Genomic DNA, 17,793 nt, shown 5'->3' with positions numbered 1-17,793 from the left:
GAGAGCCGGGCAATCAGCGGTTAAGGGGCGGCATTGACTCTTCAAGGCTTCATAAAACTGCTGCGTTCCCGGTGGCTCACCGTATGCATTACGACGCTGGCCGCGATTCTGGGAGCCATCACGGCCACGCTACTCGCGACACCGCTCTACCAGGCTTCGACGAGGCTCTTCGTGTCGACCGCGTCCAGCTCGTCCGTAACCGAGATGTATCAGGGCAACCTCTTTTCCCAACAACGCGTAATCTCGTACACCGATCTGCTGATGGGCGAGACTCTGGCGCAGCGCACTATCGACAAACTCGGGCTCGATATGAACGCAGAAACGCTGCGCGAAAACGTTCAGGCGACAACGAAGCCCGACTCGGTCCTGATAGCCGTAGCCGTACTTGATGAATCACCCGTCCGTGCACGTGACGTTGCCAACGCATTATCTGATGAGTTCGTCGTCATGGTACGCGAATTGGAAACTCCGGAAAATGGGGCCAGACCCGACGCACGTGTTGTTGTCGAGCAACGGGCATCGATTCCGAAGCGGCCGGTATCTCCGAATACGATACTCAACCTTATTGTTGGCCTCGCTGTCGGCTTAGGACTGGGTACTGGTCTGGCGGTTCTCCGCGAAGTGCTGGACAACACCGTCAAAGATCGACAGATGCTTGAAGAGATCACCCATGTCGGACTCGTCGGTAGCATTCCGCTCGACAAAGAACTTCGGAACCAACCGGACATACACTTCGACAAGGATAACTCAGCAATTGCCGAAGCATTTCGCAAGCTTCGGACGAATCTGCAATTCCTCGCCGTCGATAATCCGCCCCGCGTAATCATCGTCACCAGCTCCATGCCGCATGAGGGCAAAACAACGACGGCGATTAACATTGCGTTGGCGTTGGCCGAGGCCGAGCACAACGTAGTACTCGTCGATGGCGATATGCGCCGCCCCATGTTGGACAAGCACCTCGGTCTAATAGGGGTAGTGGGATTCAGTACAGTGCTAAGTGGCACGACGTCGCTTTCTGACGTCCTGCAGAAATCGATATTTCCGAGACTGACGGTCCTTACCTCGGGGACCGTTCCGCCGAATCCGAGCGAGCTCCTTGGGTCATTGGCAGCGCAAAAAGTTCTTAGCGAATTGCGGGCGAATTTCGACTATGTCATCGTGGATTCGTCCCCGCTGCTTGCGGTCACGGATGCCGCAATTCTGGCAGCTAGTTCTGATGGAGCGCTCATGATTGCCCGCTTCGGGCAGACCAAACGCGACCATCTAGCACACGCGGTGGGAACACTCGAGGATGTCGGCGCTCCCCTCCTCGGCGCGGTATTCACCATGACCCCCACGCGCGGAAATGCATCGTACAGCTACGACTACTACGGCCATGACAGCACGCAGCGACCATCACGCCCCGAGCCGCCGACGAACCAGCCGCGCTGAAATCCTGCACCGCCTAGCGTGAAACTCGTTGACGACCTACGGCGAGCGGGAAGAGCGGGACGAGCAGGTGGTGCCAGACGCGCCAGCAATCGTGGCTGGATCCACGCACGTGGCAAGGGAAGGTAGAGAGCGTCAGTAGGCGCCGCTACGCCCGAATACAGCGTGCGGTGTTTGCCCCATGATCCGCAGGTCCCACATCAGAGACCATGACTGGACGTACACCGAGTCGAGATGCTGGAGGTCGGCGTAAGCCAGATCGCTACGACCGCAGACCTGCCACAGCCCGGTGATGCCCGGCTTGACATCAAGGCGGGCCAGCGCGGCGCCGTCGATGCGGTCGGACTCTTCCGTGGGCAGTGGCCGCGGACCAACCAAAGACATTTCGCCCCGAACCACATTGATTAGTTGAGGCAGTTCATCGAGGCTGGTTTTGCGGATCAAAGCGCCGACCCGGGTAACCCTTGGATCATTCTCCATCTTGAACAACGGCCCATCAACCTCGTTGAGTTGTGTGACCGTGTCGCGCTGCTGCCATGCGTCAGCAGTCATCGAGCGGAACTTGAAGATTCGGAACGGTTTACCAGCTCGGCCGATTCGCTCCTGGCGGAAGAAAACCGGGCCGCGGCTGTCGAACTTGATGGCCGCTGCGATGATCAACAAGACGGGGCTGGCGGCCAATAGCGCACATGTCGCGAGCGTGACGTCAATGAGCCGCTTCATGATTCGTGCGCTCGGACCCAGCGACGCAGTGGGCAAGTGCATCAGTGTGAGGCCGTGCAGCTCCTCGGCTTCGCTGCGCCAATTGTGCAGCTCAAAGTAACGCGGGATCTCAGACACCGGCACCTGGCCCTGCAGCTGACGCAGCGCTTCGAGCACGATGGCGTCACTAGTGTTCGGAAAGCCGACGATGACGCGGTCGATCTCATAGGCGGCGCAGACGGCGGATAGATCGGCGAGCCCGCCGAGTACGGGGGTGCCTGGTGCCGCATTGTCGTCGACATGCCCGACCACGAGCGTGTCCGGGCACCTTTGCAGCCTCGAGGTCAGCCGGACCGAAATCGGTCCTGTCCCGATCACCAGAATGCGGCTCACCGTCGGGTCGAACATGCGGACGACGAGTCGACGCCCGAACGGAACCAGGACGATGGCGGGCAATGTCATCGCCACCGCAGCTGTCAGGGTCATCAATCGCCGATCGCCGAGGACGAATGCGTCGGCGGCGAGGGCAAGTAGGGCAGCTGTTGGCAGACAACGCGCGATCACCGCAGGCCGCCACCACTCGCTCGGCCGCAGCCGCGAGGCGGGTCGGTGGTACAGCCCGTGCAGGTGCAGCGCCACAGCCATCGCCACGGCCGCGAGCGCCACGTCTCGAACGCCGAGGCCTCCCGCGCGTGCCGAGCTCACGAGGCTAAGGGTCACCGCACCGATGACCGCAGAGGCCGTCAGCGTCACCACATCGGCGATCTGCAGAAAGTAGCGGTGCTGAAGGCCGAGCCTGTGCGCCTGTTTCGTGTCCTTATCAGGCTGCTTGGGTATTGGCGCGGTGCGACCAGGTTCATGAGTAGCTGAACTCGCAGGCGTGATCTCGATCGACATGGTGACTCCTAGTGGGTCGTGAGGCGCGGCGTCACCAGCCGAACCCGACCAGCCGTAGGCCTGATCCAGCGAAGTTGGCTTCTGGCAGGCAATTTCGGCCGTCCACGATTAGGTCGCCGCGCATGACGCGACGCAGCCCGGCGGGATCGATCAGACGGAACTCCGGCCATTCCGTAGTCACGACAACCGCGTCCACCCGCTCGGCCGCCTCGTAGACGTCGCGTGTCAGCCTCATGGCCCCGAATTCCGCGGGCAACGCCTTGATGACCGGGTCGAAGGCCGAGACCGCGACGCCGGCGGCTAGCAATCGCCGCGCGATGTCCAGCGCCGGAGAGTCGCGAAGGTCGTCCGTCCCGGGCTTGAACGTCAACCCGAGCAGCGCGATCCGACGGCCCTTCAGGATATGAAGCTCACGCTGAAGCTTGCGTACCGCGCTCGCCCTTTGCGACTTGTTGATCTCAACAGTGGCCTGCAGCATCGACGGGGTGTAGCCATACTCCTGGCTCGACGAGATCAACGCCGCGACATCCTTGCCGAAGCACGAACCACCCCATCCGACACCGGGATTCAGGAAGGCGCTTCCGACACGGTGGTCGGCGCCAATGGCGGGCAGCACCTCGCGAGCGTCGGCACCAAACAGTTCGCATAGCTGTGCCATCTCATTGGCGAAACTGATCTTGGTTGCCAGGAACGCGTTCGCGGCGTACTTGACCATTTCCGCGGACGCCAGTTCCGTTGTGATCAGTGATGGGCGAAGACCTCGCCGTCCGCCGTCGAACGACTGGTCGAGCACTGGCTCGTACAGCTCGGCGACCCGGCTGACGTCCGCGGTGGTGCCTCCCAACACGATCCGGTCCGGGTAGAGGAAGTCGTCGATGGCGCAGCCCTCGCGAAGGAACTCCGGATTGGAAACGACGTGAAAGGTCAGCTGTCGAGTTCCCTCCAGGGCATCCTCCAGAATCGTGCGTGTCCAGTTGCCTGAGCCGACCGGCACCGTCGACTTGTTGACGATCACGGCACCAGCGCGCAAGTACGGTGCCAAGGACTGGATTGCACTCTCAAGCTGGCCAAGGTCTGGGGATCCGTCCGGCCCCGGCGGAGTTCCCACGCAGAGAAAGACGAAGTCCGCATCGGAGAGGGCCTCGGCAGGGCAGTCGGTGAACCGCAGCCGGCCAGTCGACAGCGTCGCCTTGAGCATCTCGGGCAATCCCGGTTCGACGAACGGCGCCTGACCGTTATTGAGCTGGCCGGCGCGCACGGAGTCGCTGTCCAGGCCGCACACGGAGTGACCGAGGAAGGCCAGGCACACAGAGGTGACCGCGCCGACATAACCGGTGCCGATGACTGCCACCTTGTGCCGAGGTTGAACGTGGCCAACCCGGACCCCAAGAGGTACCGGCGAGGCGACCTGTGATGCACGGTCGGCCCCACCGCGGAACCAGGCGACAGTCTCCAGCAGACCGTCGCGGGCACTGATCCTCGGTTCCCAATGAAGTCGATTGCGCGCAAGTGTGATGTCGGGTTGGCGCTGCGAGGGATCGTCCTGGGGGCGGTCGGTGAACTCCACCGGAGAGTCTGATCCGGTCAATTCGCGGATGAGCCGCGACAGCTCGATGATGGTCATTTCGTGCGGATTCCCGATGTTCACCGGACCTGATAGATCGGAGAACAAGAGCCGCACCGCACCCTCCACCAAATCGTCGACGTAGCACAACGATCGCGTCTGACTTCCGTCGCCGTGAATCGTGATCGCGGCGCCGGCCAGTGCCTGAGTGATGAAGTTGGGAATCGCACGACCGTCATTGGGACGCATCCGAGGGCCGTAGGTGTTGAAGATCCGCATGATCGCGGTGTCGACACCGTGCGTCTTGCGGTACGAGACGGTGAGTGCCTCGGCGAAGCGCTTCGCCTCGTCGTAACACGCACGGGGCCCCACCGGATTTACATTGCCCCAGTAACTCTCCGGTTGGGGATGGACGAGCGGGTCCCCATATGTCTCCGAGGTCGATGCGAGGAGATAACGAGCCCCCTTCTCCTTCGCCAAGCCCAGGGTGTGCAGCGTCCCCAGCGAGCCTGCCTTCAGCGTCTGAATTGGAAGCTCGGCATAGTCGACCGGTGAAGCCGGAGAGGCGAAGTGCAACACGTAGTCAACGGGCCCGGGGATCGAAATGTAGTCACTGACATCGACCTTCATCAGTCGGAAACCATCGCGCGCTTGGAGGTGCGCAACGTTGTCGGCAGACCCGGTCACGAAGTTGTCGAGGCATATCACATCAATGTCGTGCGCCAGCAACCTCTCCGCAATGTGTGAGCCGACAAAGCCTGCGCCACCAGTAATTACCGCCCGCCGCCCCATGGACCCCCCATAGATGTACTCGCCCTCAGCATGGCGCCCTGGAGACTCTGAGACCCCAAGCGCTTTGCAGATCAACACTATTGCCACCGGATGGACGACGCATCGGGTGTTTCCCCATGGTTGTCGCTCCCGACCCCCGACCATCCGCGGCCACGCGTCGGTGTACGCCGAGATCAGGTAGTTCGATCGTCGCCGAGCTCGAGTAAGCCCCGCCATCGCCTCGTCTGAGGGAGGTGACCCTGGGGTGTTCGTCGACGAAGCAAACTCAACGACAGGGAAACACCCGATTCCCCCGCACGACGAGGACGGCTAACGTCAACTCATGCCGATTTCCAGGCCGGGCTTGTCGTGGCACCTGGTCGAGTGGTGGTTGTCGAACGTTGAGTGATATCAATCCACGTCGCCGAGTATCGGCGGTTATCCGCGCGTACAACGAAGCCAAGCACATCGGCCGGTTGCTGAAGGGGTTAGCGCAGCAGACCGTCACACTGGATGAAATCATCCTGGTCGATTCGGGCTCTACGGACGACACTGTCGCGATCGCCGAGGACGCCGGCTGCACCGTAGTGCCAATCGCCAAGAATGAGTTCTCCTTCGGGCGGGCGCTCAACAAGGGCTGCGCCGCGGCAAGTGGTGACATCCTGTTGTTCGCCTCGGCACATGTCTACCCGGTCTACGACACGTACGTCGAGCAAATCGTCGGCGCATTCGACCGCGACGGTGTGGCCATTGCGTACGGACGCCAGGTCGGAGATGAGCGAACAAAGTTCTCCGAATCGCGGGTGATGCTGAAATGGTTTCCCAATCAGAACATCTGGGACCAGGACCATCCGTTCAGCAACAACGCCAACGCGGCCGTCTTGAAATCGGTATGGCAGGAATCGCCCTACGACGAGACTCTGACCGGCCTTGAAGACCTCGATTTCGCGAAGAAGGCCCTCGACAGGGGGTGCAAGATCGCCTACATCGCGGATGCGCCAGTGGTCCACGTGCACGAGGAGACCTGGAGCATCATCCGCAACAGGTATCGGCGCGAGGCGATGGCCTACGCCCGAATCGTCAAGGGGTCGAAGATGTCCCTGCCAAGGGTCGTGGAACTCGCAGTATCGAACATCGCCGACGACTACCGGGAAGCGGTCAAGGTCAACCGCCTCCGCGGCAACGTGCTGAGCATCCCGATGTTCCGATTCGCCCAGTTCGTCGGAGCATGGGAAGGTTTCCGCGCGCCCGACAACGTATCGGCGCGGTTGCTGGAACGGTTCTACTACCCCGCCGATTCAACAAACTATGACCAACCTCCGGCGCCCGGTCAAAAGATCGTGTATTCCGAAAACGTCTAGATCACCTACCGGCAGAGGACAATGAACCCCATCATCGCTGTCGTCCCGATGCGCCACCACAGTGAGCGCGTTCCTGGTAAGAACTACCGCCCCCTAGCCGGTACCCCGTTGTACCACTACGTTGTTCGTACGTTGAGTTCGGTCCCCGAGATCGGGCTCATCGTGATCGACACCGACAGCGACTTCATCATCGAGGACTGCGCCGAGAACTTCCCGCACGTGCAGGTATTGGTTCGGCCGGAGCACCTACGCGACGGCGATATCGCCATGAACGACGTGCTGCTCAACACGCTCGACCAGATCGACGCCGATATCGTGCTTCAGACACACTCGACGAACCCGTTTCTCAAGGCCGACACGGTGTCTGCGGCTCTGAGACTGTTCATGAGTCCCGACCGTGAGTTCGATTCCATCTTCAGCGTCACGCGCCTGCAGGCGCGCCTCTGGGACGCCGAGACCCGACCCGTCAATCACGATCCGATGGTGTTGCTCCGAACGCAGGACCTCGCGCCGCTGTTCATCGAGAACTCCTGCTTCTTCATATTCACCCCAGAATTGTTGCGGGAGCGCGGAACCCGCATAGGAGCACGCCCGTTCATGGTTGAGATGGCGCCCGGGGAGGCGGTTGACATCGACACAGAAGAGGATTTCATCCTGGCGGCCGCCATTGCCCAGCGCAGTGCGATCAGCACATGAGTGCGCCGCTGATCCTCGTGACCTGCAGGCAGATGCAGGTCGAACTCCCGCGACATCTCGAACGCATCGAGAGACTCGGATACGAAGTCGTCGCCCCGGAACTCGGTGGACGCCAGCAGTTCAGCGCCACCGAGCTACTCGAATACAGTCCCGACCTGATGGGAATGATCGCCGGCGACGACCAGCTCAACGGTGAGTTCTTCGACGGAGCCACCCAACTCAAGACCGTGATCCGCTGGGGGATCGGCGTGGACAACGTCGATCAAGCGGCGGCCCGCCAGCACGGAGTGACGGTGCGCAACACCCCGGGCGTCTTCGGCTATGAAGTCGCCGACTCCGCGTTCGGCTACATCCTGAACCTCGCGCGAGGCTACCTCGTCGTGGACGCCGCCGTCCGACGTGGCGAGTGGCCCAAGTGGGAGGGCGTCACGCTCGCCGGTGCGCGGCTCGGGATCGTGGGCTTCGGCGCGATCGGCCGTGAGATCGCTAAGCGTGGAATGTCTTTCGACATGGATGTCGTCGCTTGCGATCCCTTCGTCACCACCGCGCCGGCGGGTGTGCCCATGGTCGACCTTGACAAGCTCTTGAGAACCAGCCGGTTCATCGTCCTGGCTTGTCCGCTGACACCAGAAACGTTCCATCTGATCAACGCCGACCGCCTCTCCTTGGTACGCCCGGACGCGTACCTGGTGAACGTGGCGCGGGGCCCGGTCGTCCTGGAGACGGATCTGATCGACGCCCTGACGAGTGGCCGAATTGCAGGAGCTGCGCTCGACGTGTTCGAGATCGAACCCCTGCCGCTAGACAGCGAACTCCGCGAACTTCCGAATGTCGTGTTGGGCGCACACAATGGCTCGAACACCCGCGAGGGCGTCGTGCGGGCAAGCAACGCTGCCGTCGACTTCCTCCTCGAGGAGCTTGCGCGGTGAGACGCGCAGTCATCGTCACAGGGGCCGCCGGCGGAATCGGCGAGGCCTTGTGCGAACGCATGCGCAAGGACGGCTACATCGCGATCGGGATCGACCGCAATGTTGCTCCGGCGGCCGACGTCTACCTTCAAGTCGACCTGGGTAAGTCCGAGCAGCTGGTGGACGTTGGCCGGGAGCTGGCAAGGGAGTACCAGTTGAAGGCGGTTGTGCACAACGGCGCGGTGCAACCCATCGGGGGCGCAGGCGGGACGCCCTGGGAGGAATGGGCAAATGCCCTGCGAGTCAACGTCATCGCGGTCGACGCGCTGATGTCGGGCGTCCGCGAGAACCTTGCGGCCAACGATGGTTCGGTTGTCGCCATAAGCAGCGTGCACGGACGCGCGACAACCGGCGGCATCACGGCGTATGCCACGACGAAGGCGGCGTTGGAGGGGTGGGTGCGCTCCGCCGCGATGGACCTCGCGCCCGACATCCGCGTCAACGCCGTCGCCCCTGGGGCGATCGACACGGCCAAGCTCCGCGAGGGTTTCGCACGGTGGGGGGAGTCGGCCGAGGACCGCAAGGCCATCCTGCGCCAGCGCACAGCTCTACACCGCATCGGGGAGCCAAGTGAAGTCGCCGGGGCGGTGTCATTCCTGATCGGTGATGACGCACGCTTCATCACGGGATCGGTTCTCGTCGTTGATGGTGGTGCAACCGCACGTCTGGGTTCCGAGTGACGTTCTGGGCGTCCTAGCCGTGGCTCGCATTGGAACAACCGGACGAGCGGCAGCGACCTATGTCTTGCTCGCCGGTCTCCAGCGCATTGTGTCGCTGCTGATCCTCCCATTCATTTCGCATGCGATGTCACCCGCCGAGTACGGCGCAGCGTCAATGCTGTCGGCCACGTCGCTGCTGTTGACCGCGGTCATCGCTGCGCCACTCATACAGCTGGTGATCCGCGCCGCTGCTCGAGGCGAAGAGGATGGGCCCGCATTACTTCGTGTCGCTGGCACATACTGCTACTTTCAGCTTCCGATCGCAGTTGCGCTCGCAGCCGCGGTGTTCGCGTTGTTGGTACCTGAGTTCCTCGGCATCTCGGGCTTCGTTTGGGGAATCGAGCTTCTGGCGATTGGATTCCAGCCTGCGACATCGGTTTTCGCATTGTGGGTTAGCCAGGCACGAGAGGACCTCCGCCGATTCGTCCTGCTTTCGTCAACCTCCGTTCTAGTCACGGCGACGTCGAAACTGGTGCTCGTGGTCGAAATGCAGCTTGGCGTTCTGGGTTGGGCCATCTCTGACTTGCTCAGTGCGTGCTTCTCGGCGGTCCTGGCGATGTCCCTCGTGCGCTTGCCCCGGGTACGGGTCGCTGCTCACCACGTTCGGTCCGCATTGAACTTCAGCCTGCCGCTGATCCCCCACAGTGCGTCAGTTTGGGCGCTCGGTTCGTTGAGTAGGCCTGCGATGGCCGCGGTGTCCTCGCTGTACCAGGTGGGCCTTCTATCGTTCGGCTTGAACCTCGCCTCGGTTGCGAGTCTTGTTCTCGCTGAATTCAATCGGGCCGTGCTTCCGCGATACTCGCGTGAGGCCTTTCGGGCGCCCACCCACGAGACACGGGCGGCCGTCGCATGGCAGCTGATCGCCGCGCTCGTCGTCCCCGCGGTCGTCGGCTGTGGCGTGGCCGTCGCAGGCCCATGGGTCTTTGCCGAGGCATACTGGCCGTCATTTGCCCTGACGGGAGTGCTGCTCATCGGACAAGCAGGCTACGGTCTGTACCTCATCCCGATGAACTACTTGACGCAAACTGCTGGACGTCCCAAATACAGTGCCCTGGCAACCGGTGCAGGCGCGGTGCTCATCCTCGTTTCGATACTCGTTGTGGGGCAACGGTACGGCGCAATCGGGGTGGCCTTTGCCACCGCAGCGGGTTACCTGACAATGGCGGCTGTCGCAATGATCCTCGCGGTTGTGCTCAAGTTGGATATCGCATGGAGCTCGTGGCTCGGGCACTGGCCAGATCTTGTACTGGGCGTCGCAGCGCTACTTTGCAGCGCCGCCGCACTCGCGTCACCCGTGGGGTCATCTCTCGGACGGACGTTCACCGGCGTCTGCCTGGCTCTCATTGTGGGCGCGATTATCTTGTGCGCTCGCCGAATTCACCCGCTACGGAAGTAGGAGAGCCGCTAGGCACACCAAGCTGGATCGACGGAGTCACCGTCGTCGAGAGGCGCAACATCTAGCAGGAGGGAGATCGGATGGCCGTCAGATGGGTTGCGTTCGCATCGCTCCCAGTCGTGTTCTTGGTGGGCGCTGTAGCCACGATTGAACCGGTCCTGTCAATCGCTGGCATCGCCATGTGCATATTGGCAGTTCTGGTGCGAGCCCAGTTCCGCTGCCTTCATCCGATTCAGTCAACGAGTGGCCTACAACCGGACTGGATCGTGGTCATCCTCCCAACTGCCTTAGCGATCAGATCATTCAGCGCCACGGCACCAGTGCTCCTTACCGGACTCCTAGTCGCCGCAGCGTTCATCCGAAAGACCGACCACAGATTTCAAGTCCAGTCCGGTCCTTTCATACTCCTAGTTGCGGCGTCCGCAGTCGTCTTCAGCCGACCTGCAAATACTGGGCCATTGCTGACGTTCGTCCCATTACTGGCTTTCCTCCTCGTCGGCACGCTTGTAACCCGCCTGGTAATGACGGTTGATGCGCGAAGAATCATCGCTTCGCTGATTGACGGCTGCGGCCTGTACCTCCTCATAAATGTACTTTGCCATGCAGCAGGGTTACAGTCGCCGGCGTCGAATGTCCGGTTTGGCGGCCTCGTCGAATCGACTGGATTCGTGCGCACAATTTACCCATTGACGTGGGCACTAAACACTCCGCCGACTATCGCCGCAATTTATTTTGCAGCTATCGCCTTCGTCATACTCGAAGCTGGCTGGCTTCGACGTTCGTTTCGGCTGATTTGCTTGATTGCAGCCATTATCATTCTCGTCGGCGCCGGCGCGCGTGCTCCGATGGTCGTTGCGGCGGTACTGGCGACTACCGTTATCAGCTTTCCTCATATCACCCGCTGGCTAGGACAGGCCGCAACAATACTGACTGCCATTTCTGCCTTCATCCTGCCGGTCTTCGTCGTCTGGGCCAAATCTGGCATCGCGCCATTCATATCTCTCGTTCCTGGTCGCGCAGTCAAATCGGAGTCAATTGACTCAATAGGCGGCCGAGACTACATATGGAGGCAGGCAATCGATTATTGGATAGAATTGGTCAACGGCCTGCCTCACATGCTATTTGGCTTCGGCGCCAATGGACAATATCGATCCGGCGCCTCGCTCACCTATAGCGAAAGTCTAGCAAAAATTATTAGACATCCGGAAACTGCATCCGTGCATAACTCCTTCCTCCAGCAATTGTTCGATGGAGGTCTCGTGGGCTGGCTCCTGCTGGCGCTCGCCATATATTGGGCTAGCGCGAAGCTCGCGAAGCGTCAACGCGCCTGGGGCAATCGGGGGTTGAGTGCGATTGTCGCAATGGCTGTCCTACTTCTGAGCGGGATGACTGAAGTCTCATTGACACCCGGTGCGGAACAGGACACCTTTTGGCTGCTGATGATCCTTATTGGAGTTGCCTGCCAAGCCAACGGCAGTAGTAGCCTCACGGACCGCGGTCACGAGGCGACCACCACGCAAGAGATGGAAACTACGCGGAGTGCCGGCGTGCAGAATTCAAGACATGGTTTGCGGTCACCGCACGACGATTTCTTCACGCCTGATCGACGCGCAACGCCCCGTACCTTTTCTGCAAAGTCGGCGTCCAACTAGCGTGGAGCATCCGAAACTCAAAGCCACGGCCTTCTGCTTCAGTGAGACGTTCGTCCAACAGATCGCCGTGAACCTTCTTGACGTACTGGGCTTCCTCACCCTTGGGAGTCTTTTCGGCAAAGAACGCTGGGTGTGCATCCCGAATGGACTGCGTGAGCTCGGGGTAAGCGTGGCGGTCAGAGTTCGCCCAGAAGCCGCTGTCACTTGGTCCGCGCCCGTCGAACCCCCACAGCCGCACATCGTTACCCAATGTACAACCCAACGGGAGCAGCAGAGTGGCAAGCACGTTTTCAATTTGAGGAAGACAAAAGTGCTTCGTGAGGTCCACGGTAATATCTGCGTGGTCACCGAACGGGATTGGCACCAACAATGATTGCACATTCCGAAATTCAGAACGCACGATGACATCAAACTGGGCCGGATACACGAATAGAGTCCGACCATTTGATTCTTGAAGTCGCCGCAATGCGTCAGCGCGAAAAGCGCGCGCGTGCGGAGTGTGGCCAAAATGATAGATCGCATCTCCCGCAGTAAGAAACGCCGGCGCAAGATGATGCCAGAGCTCTGGATCCCGAACGATCGTGTTGCACACAACGGTGGTTCCATCCGCGAACGAGCGCTGGTCGGCTAACTGCAGCGACGGGCCCGTGCCGAAGAGATAAACGGGCCGCGCGCCGTCAACGTTGAGTCTCTGAACATGGTCGATAAACGTCTGGCGAGCGACCGTAACAGACTTGCGTCGGAGGCCGCGGGCTAGAGCGTCTCCAAGGATCATAAGATCCCAACCGTCGCGCATATTGGTGTCGTAATCCAGGTCGGCGACCCATCGCACATGCCGGCAGGCAAACGCGGGGACTGCGGCGGCGTCCACCGCCACAACTGCGGCGTTGCGCACGTAGGTCAGCGGTGACGCCCTTCGCGCCCGACGAATCTCCAAGGCATTCTCGATGTGCGTGAACAAAAACCGCAGACGAGCCTCAACCTCTAGAACCTTTGCCGGCGACGCGTTACCAGTTACGAGTAACACCTCAGGTCGGCGGACGGGCGCCCTGAACAAGTCCAGCGCAACGTTCAACCACCGACGCAAGGCCCACATAAACCGCCGACGCAGCGGAAACGAGTAGCGGATCATCGAATCGACGCTATAAGCGACCGCGCGATGACACCCAAAATCAACGCACGAACAGAACCGCGAAGGGGGCATCGGCAACGGTCGTTCGGCGCATCGACGCCCCTGACGCCGTCACCCACGCCGACGCCGATCGAACAACCAATGCGAGCGGGGGCCAAACCTCTGCATGCACAACGCCGCGTTGGCCTCTTCCCGAAAGCACAGCACGTTTCCCCAGCAGGTCGCAGCATCAGATGGCGGCGTGGAGAACAAACCCCGCCACCGATGGCGCGTGCCGTACTCGACAATCGGCTCCCAGACTGAATACACGAGATGGTAGCCACGGTCGGCGACGTAGGCGCTGCTGTCAACCAATGAGTAGCCAAGAGGAACGGTCTTGCGGTCCTCGAATTCGTAAAGCACGAAGCGAGGTGCATACTCCCAGTCAAACCCTTTTAACGCAAAGAAATCAAAACCCTCGATGTCGACCTTCAGGAAATCGACTTGTTGGACACGGCGCGCACGCAAATCGTCGGCGAGGGTAACTACGTCGACGATGGCTGTAGGTTCATGCGACTCGTGAAACGCAGCGAGAGTGCTGACTCCCGTGGACACTGACGATGTGAACAGCGACACGGCTTCTGCAGATTTGTCCGACACCGCAGACGCGGACAGCTGCACTTGCGGATGGGCGTTGATGCGGCGCTGGAATTGCTCCCGATTTGAAGGATCGGGCTCATAGGCGACGACCGACCAACCCATTTCTAGGAATAGAGTCGTGACTGATCCATGATGCGCACCCACGTCGACTAGCACCGAACCAGGAGGCGCCGGCCGAGTAGACGACAGGCTGGCGATGATCTCTGCCTCATCGACCCAGTTCCGCACCAGTGAGCGCTTCATAGCCCGCAACCGTCTGACGACCCGTCGCGGTAGTCGGGCCACCAAGGTCGACCGTAGTGATGACACTCATGAAATTTAACACGGTCCTCATGAGAAAACAGTCGCGAGAACACATCTCTACAGGACACCACTAGCGGCCGATTGAATTTGTGCGCAGCCCATGGCTAGCATTGGCTATGAAATGAGAATTCACGGGCGGCCCAATGCGTCTCGCTAAACGATTCACTCCCCCGTTCGCGTATCACGGGGAGGGGCCGTTCTGGGATTGGCGTAGCAATCGCCTGTTGTGCACCGATGTCCTGGCGGGCATTGTCGTCGCGATCGACTATGCCGGCGAACTTCACCGCTACCCGGTGCCCAGTCGGGCCACGACGGTGATTAGGCGTCGCGCTCGCGGAGGGTTTGTCGTAGCCACCGAGCATGGGCTCCTCGTCGCGGATGATGGCCTTGCAAAGTTCGAACACCTCGCCAATGTGGTCGAGGACCCGGCCGTGCGGACGAACGACGGAGGCTGCGATCCGCTCGGCGGCTTCGTCATTGGCACGATGTCGTACGACGAGCGGCCGAATGGTGGCGTCGTCTACCGCGTGACACCCGACCGGCGGGTGACCGAAGTCCTTGCACCTGTGTCGATCTCAAACGGCGTTCAATGGTCCGCTGACGGCACACGGGTCTTCTACATCGATACCCCCACACGGTGTGTGGATGTCTTCGATGTCGATCCCCGGACCGGCGCATGGTCACGCCGTCGGACGCACATCCGCATCGAAAGCGCTAAGGGGTTTCCCGATGGCATGGCGATCGATGAGGAGGACGGACTCTGGATAGCGCTGTGGGGCGGAGGCGCGGTCAATCACTACGACAAGGCTGGACGGCTCCTCGAAACGATCACCGTGCCCGGCGTCAGCCAGGTCAGCTCGTGCGCCTTTGGCGGTGAGGGGCTCAGCGTGCTGTATATCACCACTTCCCGCAAGGACCTGCCGGCAAGTCAAGAACCGAACGCGGGTGCCGTCTTCTCGGTACACACCTCGATCCGGGGCGCACCCCAAGCGGAGTTTGGCGGATAGCAGAGAGATTCACGCCGTACCGCACATCGCGGCCGCATCGTCGTACGCCGCGGCGTCCCAGACGAGCTTTGCCCAGAATGCCAGCCTCATACGAAACTGCCTCCGCGACAAAGATATGGGTAATGAAGTGATCTGATCATCTTCATGTCAAGGGCACCCCATCGAGAGCGTCGCATACCGGCGATGTAACGGCCGGGGATAACCAATAGGTCTGACGCTCCTACTGATTCGGGTACGCGGGTGTGTCGACTATAGATAGGCTCGTTTGATTGACACCTTCACACCCCGGTATCGCAAGGCGAATTACACCAGCCACCGGGGGCCTGGCAGATCGGAGGAGTGGTGCCATCAGTCGCATTGATCGGAACCCGCGGCTATCCCAGTTATTACTCGGGTTTCGAAACGGCAGTCCGCAAGCTAGCACCCTATTTGGTAAGTGCGGGTTGGGATGTCACCGTGTACGGCCGCCCCGGGGCGACGCGGCCCGAAGACCCAGACAGGGATGCGCGTGTTGTCTCCAGAGAGACACGTGGGCTCGAGAAGAAGAGCACGAGCACGCTCTCGTACGGGTTCACGTCGATACTGGACGCTGCGGCACGCCGGCCCGACGTCGCATTGGTGATGAACGTGGCGAATGGCTACTACCTTCCGCTGCTGAAGGCCCGCGGCGTTCCGACACTCGTGAATGTGGACGGCCTGGAGTGGGAGCGGGCGAAATGGAACGCGCTCGCCAAGGCAGTGTTCCGGACTGGGGCGAAGTGCACAGCGAGGTGGGCCAATACCCTCGTTTTCGATGCGCGGGCAATCGAGGCCTACTGGCGCGAAACCTTCGGAGTGGAGGGCGTATTCATTCCCTACGGTGGCGACCTGCCACCTGCGCTCGACGTCCCCGAGGGGCTGAGCCATCGGGGATACATCCTGATGGTTGCACGCCTCGTCCCGGAGAATACTGTCCCCGAGTTCTTCGACGCAGTTCCCGATATTGCTTCCAATCATCCGGTAGTGATAGTCGGCAGCTCCGGATACGGCGGTGAGTGGGATGCCGCGGCACGAAAGTTGGCGGCCAATCACTCCTCGGTGTCATGGCTTGGTCATTTGAGCAATGACTTACTGCTGCATGCACTTTGGCAACACGCCGGCGTGTACTTCCACGGCCACAGCGTTGGAGGCACAAACCCGTCGCTGGTCCAAGCAATGGCGGCAGGAGCACCGATCCTGGCTAGGGACACCATTTACAATCGCGAGGTTCTCGGGCCTGAAGGAACATTCGTCGGTGCCGATTCAGACGCGATCACCAAGGCGGTACTCCAGTTGATGGATCGACAGGCGGAACTCGACGAAGCCGCTCAGGGGAACGTACGGCGTGCCGAGCAGCTCTATTCGTGGGCGCAAGTCTGCAGTGACTACGAGCGCGCCCTGCGCGCACTTCTTCGCGATTGAGGTTCCACGTCCTAGCCGAGAGATCGAACACCGACCGCCTGTCCAGATACCATTTTGCTCAGCAGCGGCCGAAAGGCGGGGAGGAGTCGGTTCTGTGTCTGATGTCGTATCGAGATATCGACGAAACTATGGGCTGGGGGACGAAATCGGGATCGAGCACGTGGAGGCGCACCGAGAACTCGAGGAGCGGCTAACCCGCGAGCTATTGGCCTCAACGCCCGAGTCGCGTTGGCAGGTATTCAGCGCGGCCTATACCGAGCTGTATCAATCCGTACCTTGGCTGAACACGTCTGATGAGTCGAAATCACCACGATTGACGGCGGCCTGGCTCAAGCTCGTTCCCGAGCAGGCTGACGTCTTCGAGGTGGGAAGTGGCAGAGCTGCACTTCTTCGCGACCTCGTGCGACGCGGGCACAGGTGCATCGCCACCGAGATCACCCAAGAGAGAGGTTCAAAACACCTCGCAGAGTCTGAGGGCCTGCAGTGGCACATCACCGACGGCGTCCATCTTGCTTCGTTCGAACCAGATGAGGCATTCGACATCGTCATTTCGACGCAAGTCATCGAGCACTTCCACCCTGACGACCTTCTTACACACCTCGAACATGCCCGCCGGATCCTCCGACCCGAGGGCATCTATCTGTTCGACACTCCTCACCGCAGTTCCGGCCCACATGATCTTTCCCGGGTGTTCGAATTCGACCGCGCGGAATTCATGCATCTAAAAGAGTACACGTACGACGAACTCGCCAGCGCGCTCAACACCGTCGGCTTCGATACGGTGAAAGCCGTCATATCGTTTCGAGGCTTCGTGATTCAGAGCGGAGTTGGTCTACAACTGTTGCGGCTGCTCGATCGACTAGAAGAGCGGACAATCTCAAGCGCCAGGTCCAAGCGGCGACTTAGGGCACTCTTGAGCAAGATAGGCGTGTCGAGGAACATCTGGCTCGCGGCGTATCGGAAGTCGAGGTGACGCGACCGCGGGCCTTCGATGCAACTACCGAACCGAATTTCTTGGGGCTCGGCGGCATCGAGCCAAAGCTTCCCACCGAACAACTGAAACTCGCATCCCGATCAGGTTATTTTCGAGAGCCTTCTGCAATATGCCGTAATTCGGA

Annotated in this window: 14 protein-coding genes; 10 read left to right on the top strand and 4 right to left on the bottom strand. The window is 60.8% G+C overall.

From position 1 onward, the window contains the following. Positions 1–33: 33 nt before the first annotated feature. On the top strand, positions 34–1,431 hold the full coding sequence (locus HNP02_RS20975) for a polysaccharide biosynthesis tyrosine autokinase (RefSeq protein WP_184442110.1): 1,398 nt from the start codon (positions 34–36) through the stop codon (positions 1,429–1,431). Between the two features lie 132 nt (positions 1,432–1,563). On the opposite strand, the gene HNP02_RS20970 is transcribed toward HNP02_RS20975, so the two are convergent. Both HNP02_RS20970 and HNP02_RS20965 read right to left on the bottom strand, forming a co-directional pair. After that, the gene (locus HNP02_RS20970; RefSeq protein WP_184442108.1) at positions 1,564–3,027 is read right to left on the bottom strand and encodes a sugar transferase; all 1,464 of its coding nucleotides are present in this window, start codon (positions 3,025–3,027) and stop codon (positions 1,564–1,566) included. Between the two features lie 31 nt (positions 3,028–3,058). Continuing rightward, positions 3,059–5,383, bottom strand: coding sequence for a UDP-glucuronate decarboxylase (locus HNP02_RS20965; RefSeq protein ID WP_184442106.1), 2,325 nt, complete (start codon positions 5,381–5,383; stop codon positions 3,059–3,061). Between the two features lie 380 nt (positions 5,384–5,763). Between HNP02_RS20965 and HNP02_RS20960 the strand changes: the two genes are divergently transcribed. The 6 genes from HNP02_RS20960 to HNP02_RS20935 all read left to right on the top strand — a co-directional run bounded on the left by HNP02_RS20960 (position 5,764) and on the right by HNP02_RS20935 (position 12,154). Continuing rightward, on the top strand, positions 5,764–6,723 hold the full coding sequence (locus tag HNP02_RS20960) for a glycosyltransferase (RefSeq protein WP_184442096.1): 960 nt from the start codon (positions 5,764–5,766) through the stop codon (positions 6,721–6,723). Between the two features lie 21 nt (positions 6,724–6,744). Further along, positions 6,745–7,419, top strand: coding sequence for a cytidylyltransferase domain-containing protein (locus HNP02_RS20955; protein ID WP_184442094.1), 675 nt, complete (start codon positions 6,745–6,747; stop codon positions 7,417–7,419). Further along, a complete protein-coding gene (locus HNP02_RS20950) occupies positions 7,416–8,348 on the top strand; it encodes a phosphoglycerate dehydrogenase (RefSeq protein ID WP_184442092.1) in 933 nt (310 codons plus the stop codon). Before HNP02_RS20955 ends, HNP02_RS20950 begins: the two co-directional genes overlap by 4 nt. Continuing rightward, positions 8,345–9,067 (top strand): SDR family NAD(P)-dependent oxidoreductase, encoded by a 723-nt coding sequence (locus HNP02_RS20945; protein ID WP_184442090.1) that lies wholly within the window; start codon positions 8,345–8,347, stop codon positions 9,065–9,067. The genes HNP02_RS20950 and HNP02_RS20945 overlap by 4 nt, the downstream gene beginning before the upstream one ends. Before the next feature lie 724 nt (positions 9,068–9,791). After that, positions 9,792–10,502 carry a hypothetical protein gene (locus HNP02_RS44090; protein ID WP_184442088.1) on the top strand — a complete coding sequence of 237 codons (711 nt, stop codon included), beginning with the start codon at positions 9,792–9,794 and terminating at the stop codon, positions 10,500–10,502. A 458-nt stretch (positions 10,503–10,960) separates the two neighbouring features. After that, complete coding sequence (locus HNP02_RS20935; RefSeq protein ID WP_184442087.1) at positions 10,961–12,154, top strand: O-antigen ligase; 1,194 nt, start codon at positions 10,961–10,963, stop codon at positions 12,152–12,154. Here HNP02_RS20935 and HNP02_RS20930 read toward each other — a convergent pair. Together HNP02_RS20930 and HNP02_RS20925 are read right to left on the bottom strand one after the other, a co-directional pair. Continuing rightward, the gene (locus HNP02_RS20930; protein ID WP_184442085.1) at positions 12,096–13,286 is read right to left on the bottom strand and encodes a hypothetical protein; all 1,191 of its coding nucleotides are present in this window, start codon (positions 13,284–13,286) and stop codon (positions 12,096–12,098) included. The genes HNP02_RS20935 and HNP02_RS20930 overlap by 59 nt on opposite strands. 111 nt (positions 13,287–13,397) lie before the next feature. Then, positions 13,398–14,168, bottom strand: coding sequence for an FkbM family methyltransferase (locus HNP02_RS20925; protein ID WP_184442083.1), 771 nt, complete (start codon positions 14,166–14,168; stop codon positions 13,398–13,400). Positions 14,169–14,371: 203 nt separating this feature from the next. On the opposite strand from HNP02_RS20925, the gene HNP02_RS20920 reads away from it, so the two are divergent. From HNP02_RS20920 to HNP02_RS20910, 3 genes are all read left to right on the top strand, one after another. Continuing rightward, positions 14,372–15,235, top strand: a complete 864-nt coding sequence (locus HNP02_RS20920) for an SMP-30/gluconolactonase/LRE family protein (RefSeq protein ID WP_184442081.1) — start codon at positions 14,372–14,374, stop codon at positions 15,233–15,235. A 342-nt stretch (positions 15,236–15,577) separates the two neighbouring features. Beyond that, entirely contained in the window at positions 15,578–16,675 is a 1,098-nt protein-coding gene (locus HNP02_RS20915; RefSeq protein WP_309241646.1) for a DUF1972 domain-containing protein, read from the top strand. A gap of 94 nt (positions 16,676–16,769) precedes the next feature. Further along, positions 16,770–17,648, top strand: a complete 879-nt coding sequence (locus HNP02_RS20910) for a bifunctional 2-polyprenyl-6-hydroxyphenol methylase/3-demethylubiquinol 3-O-methyltransferase UbiG (protein ID WP_184442077.1) — start codon at positions 16,770–16,772, stop codon at positions 17,646–17,648. Positions 17,649–17,793: the final 145 nt, after the last annotated feature.

The organism is Mycobacterium sp. AZCC_0083 (assembly GCF_014202335.1).
Classification (GTDB): domain Bacteria; phylum Actinomycetota; class Actinomycetes; order Mycobacteriales; family Mycobacteriaceae; genus Mycobacterium.
The sequence above is the reverse complement of the archived record's forward strand: the minus strand, read 5'-3'. Positions and strand labels throughout refer to the sequence as shown.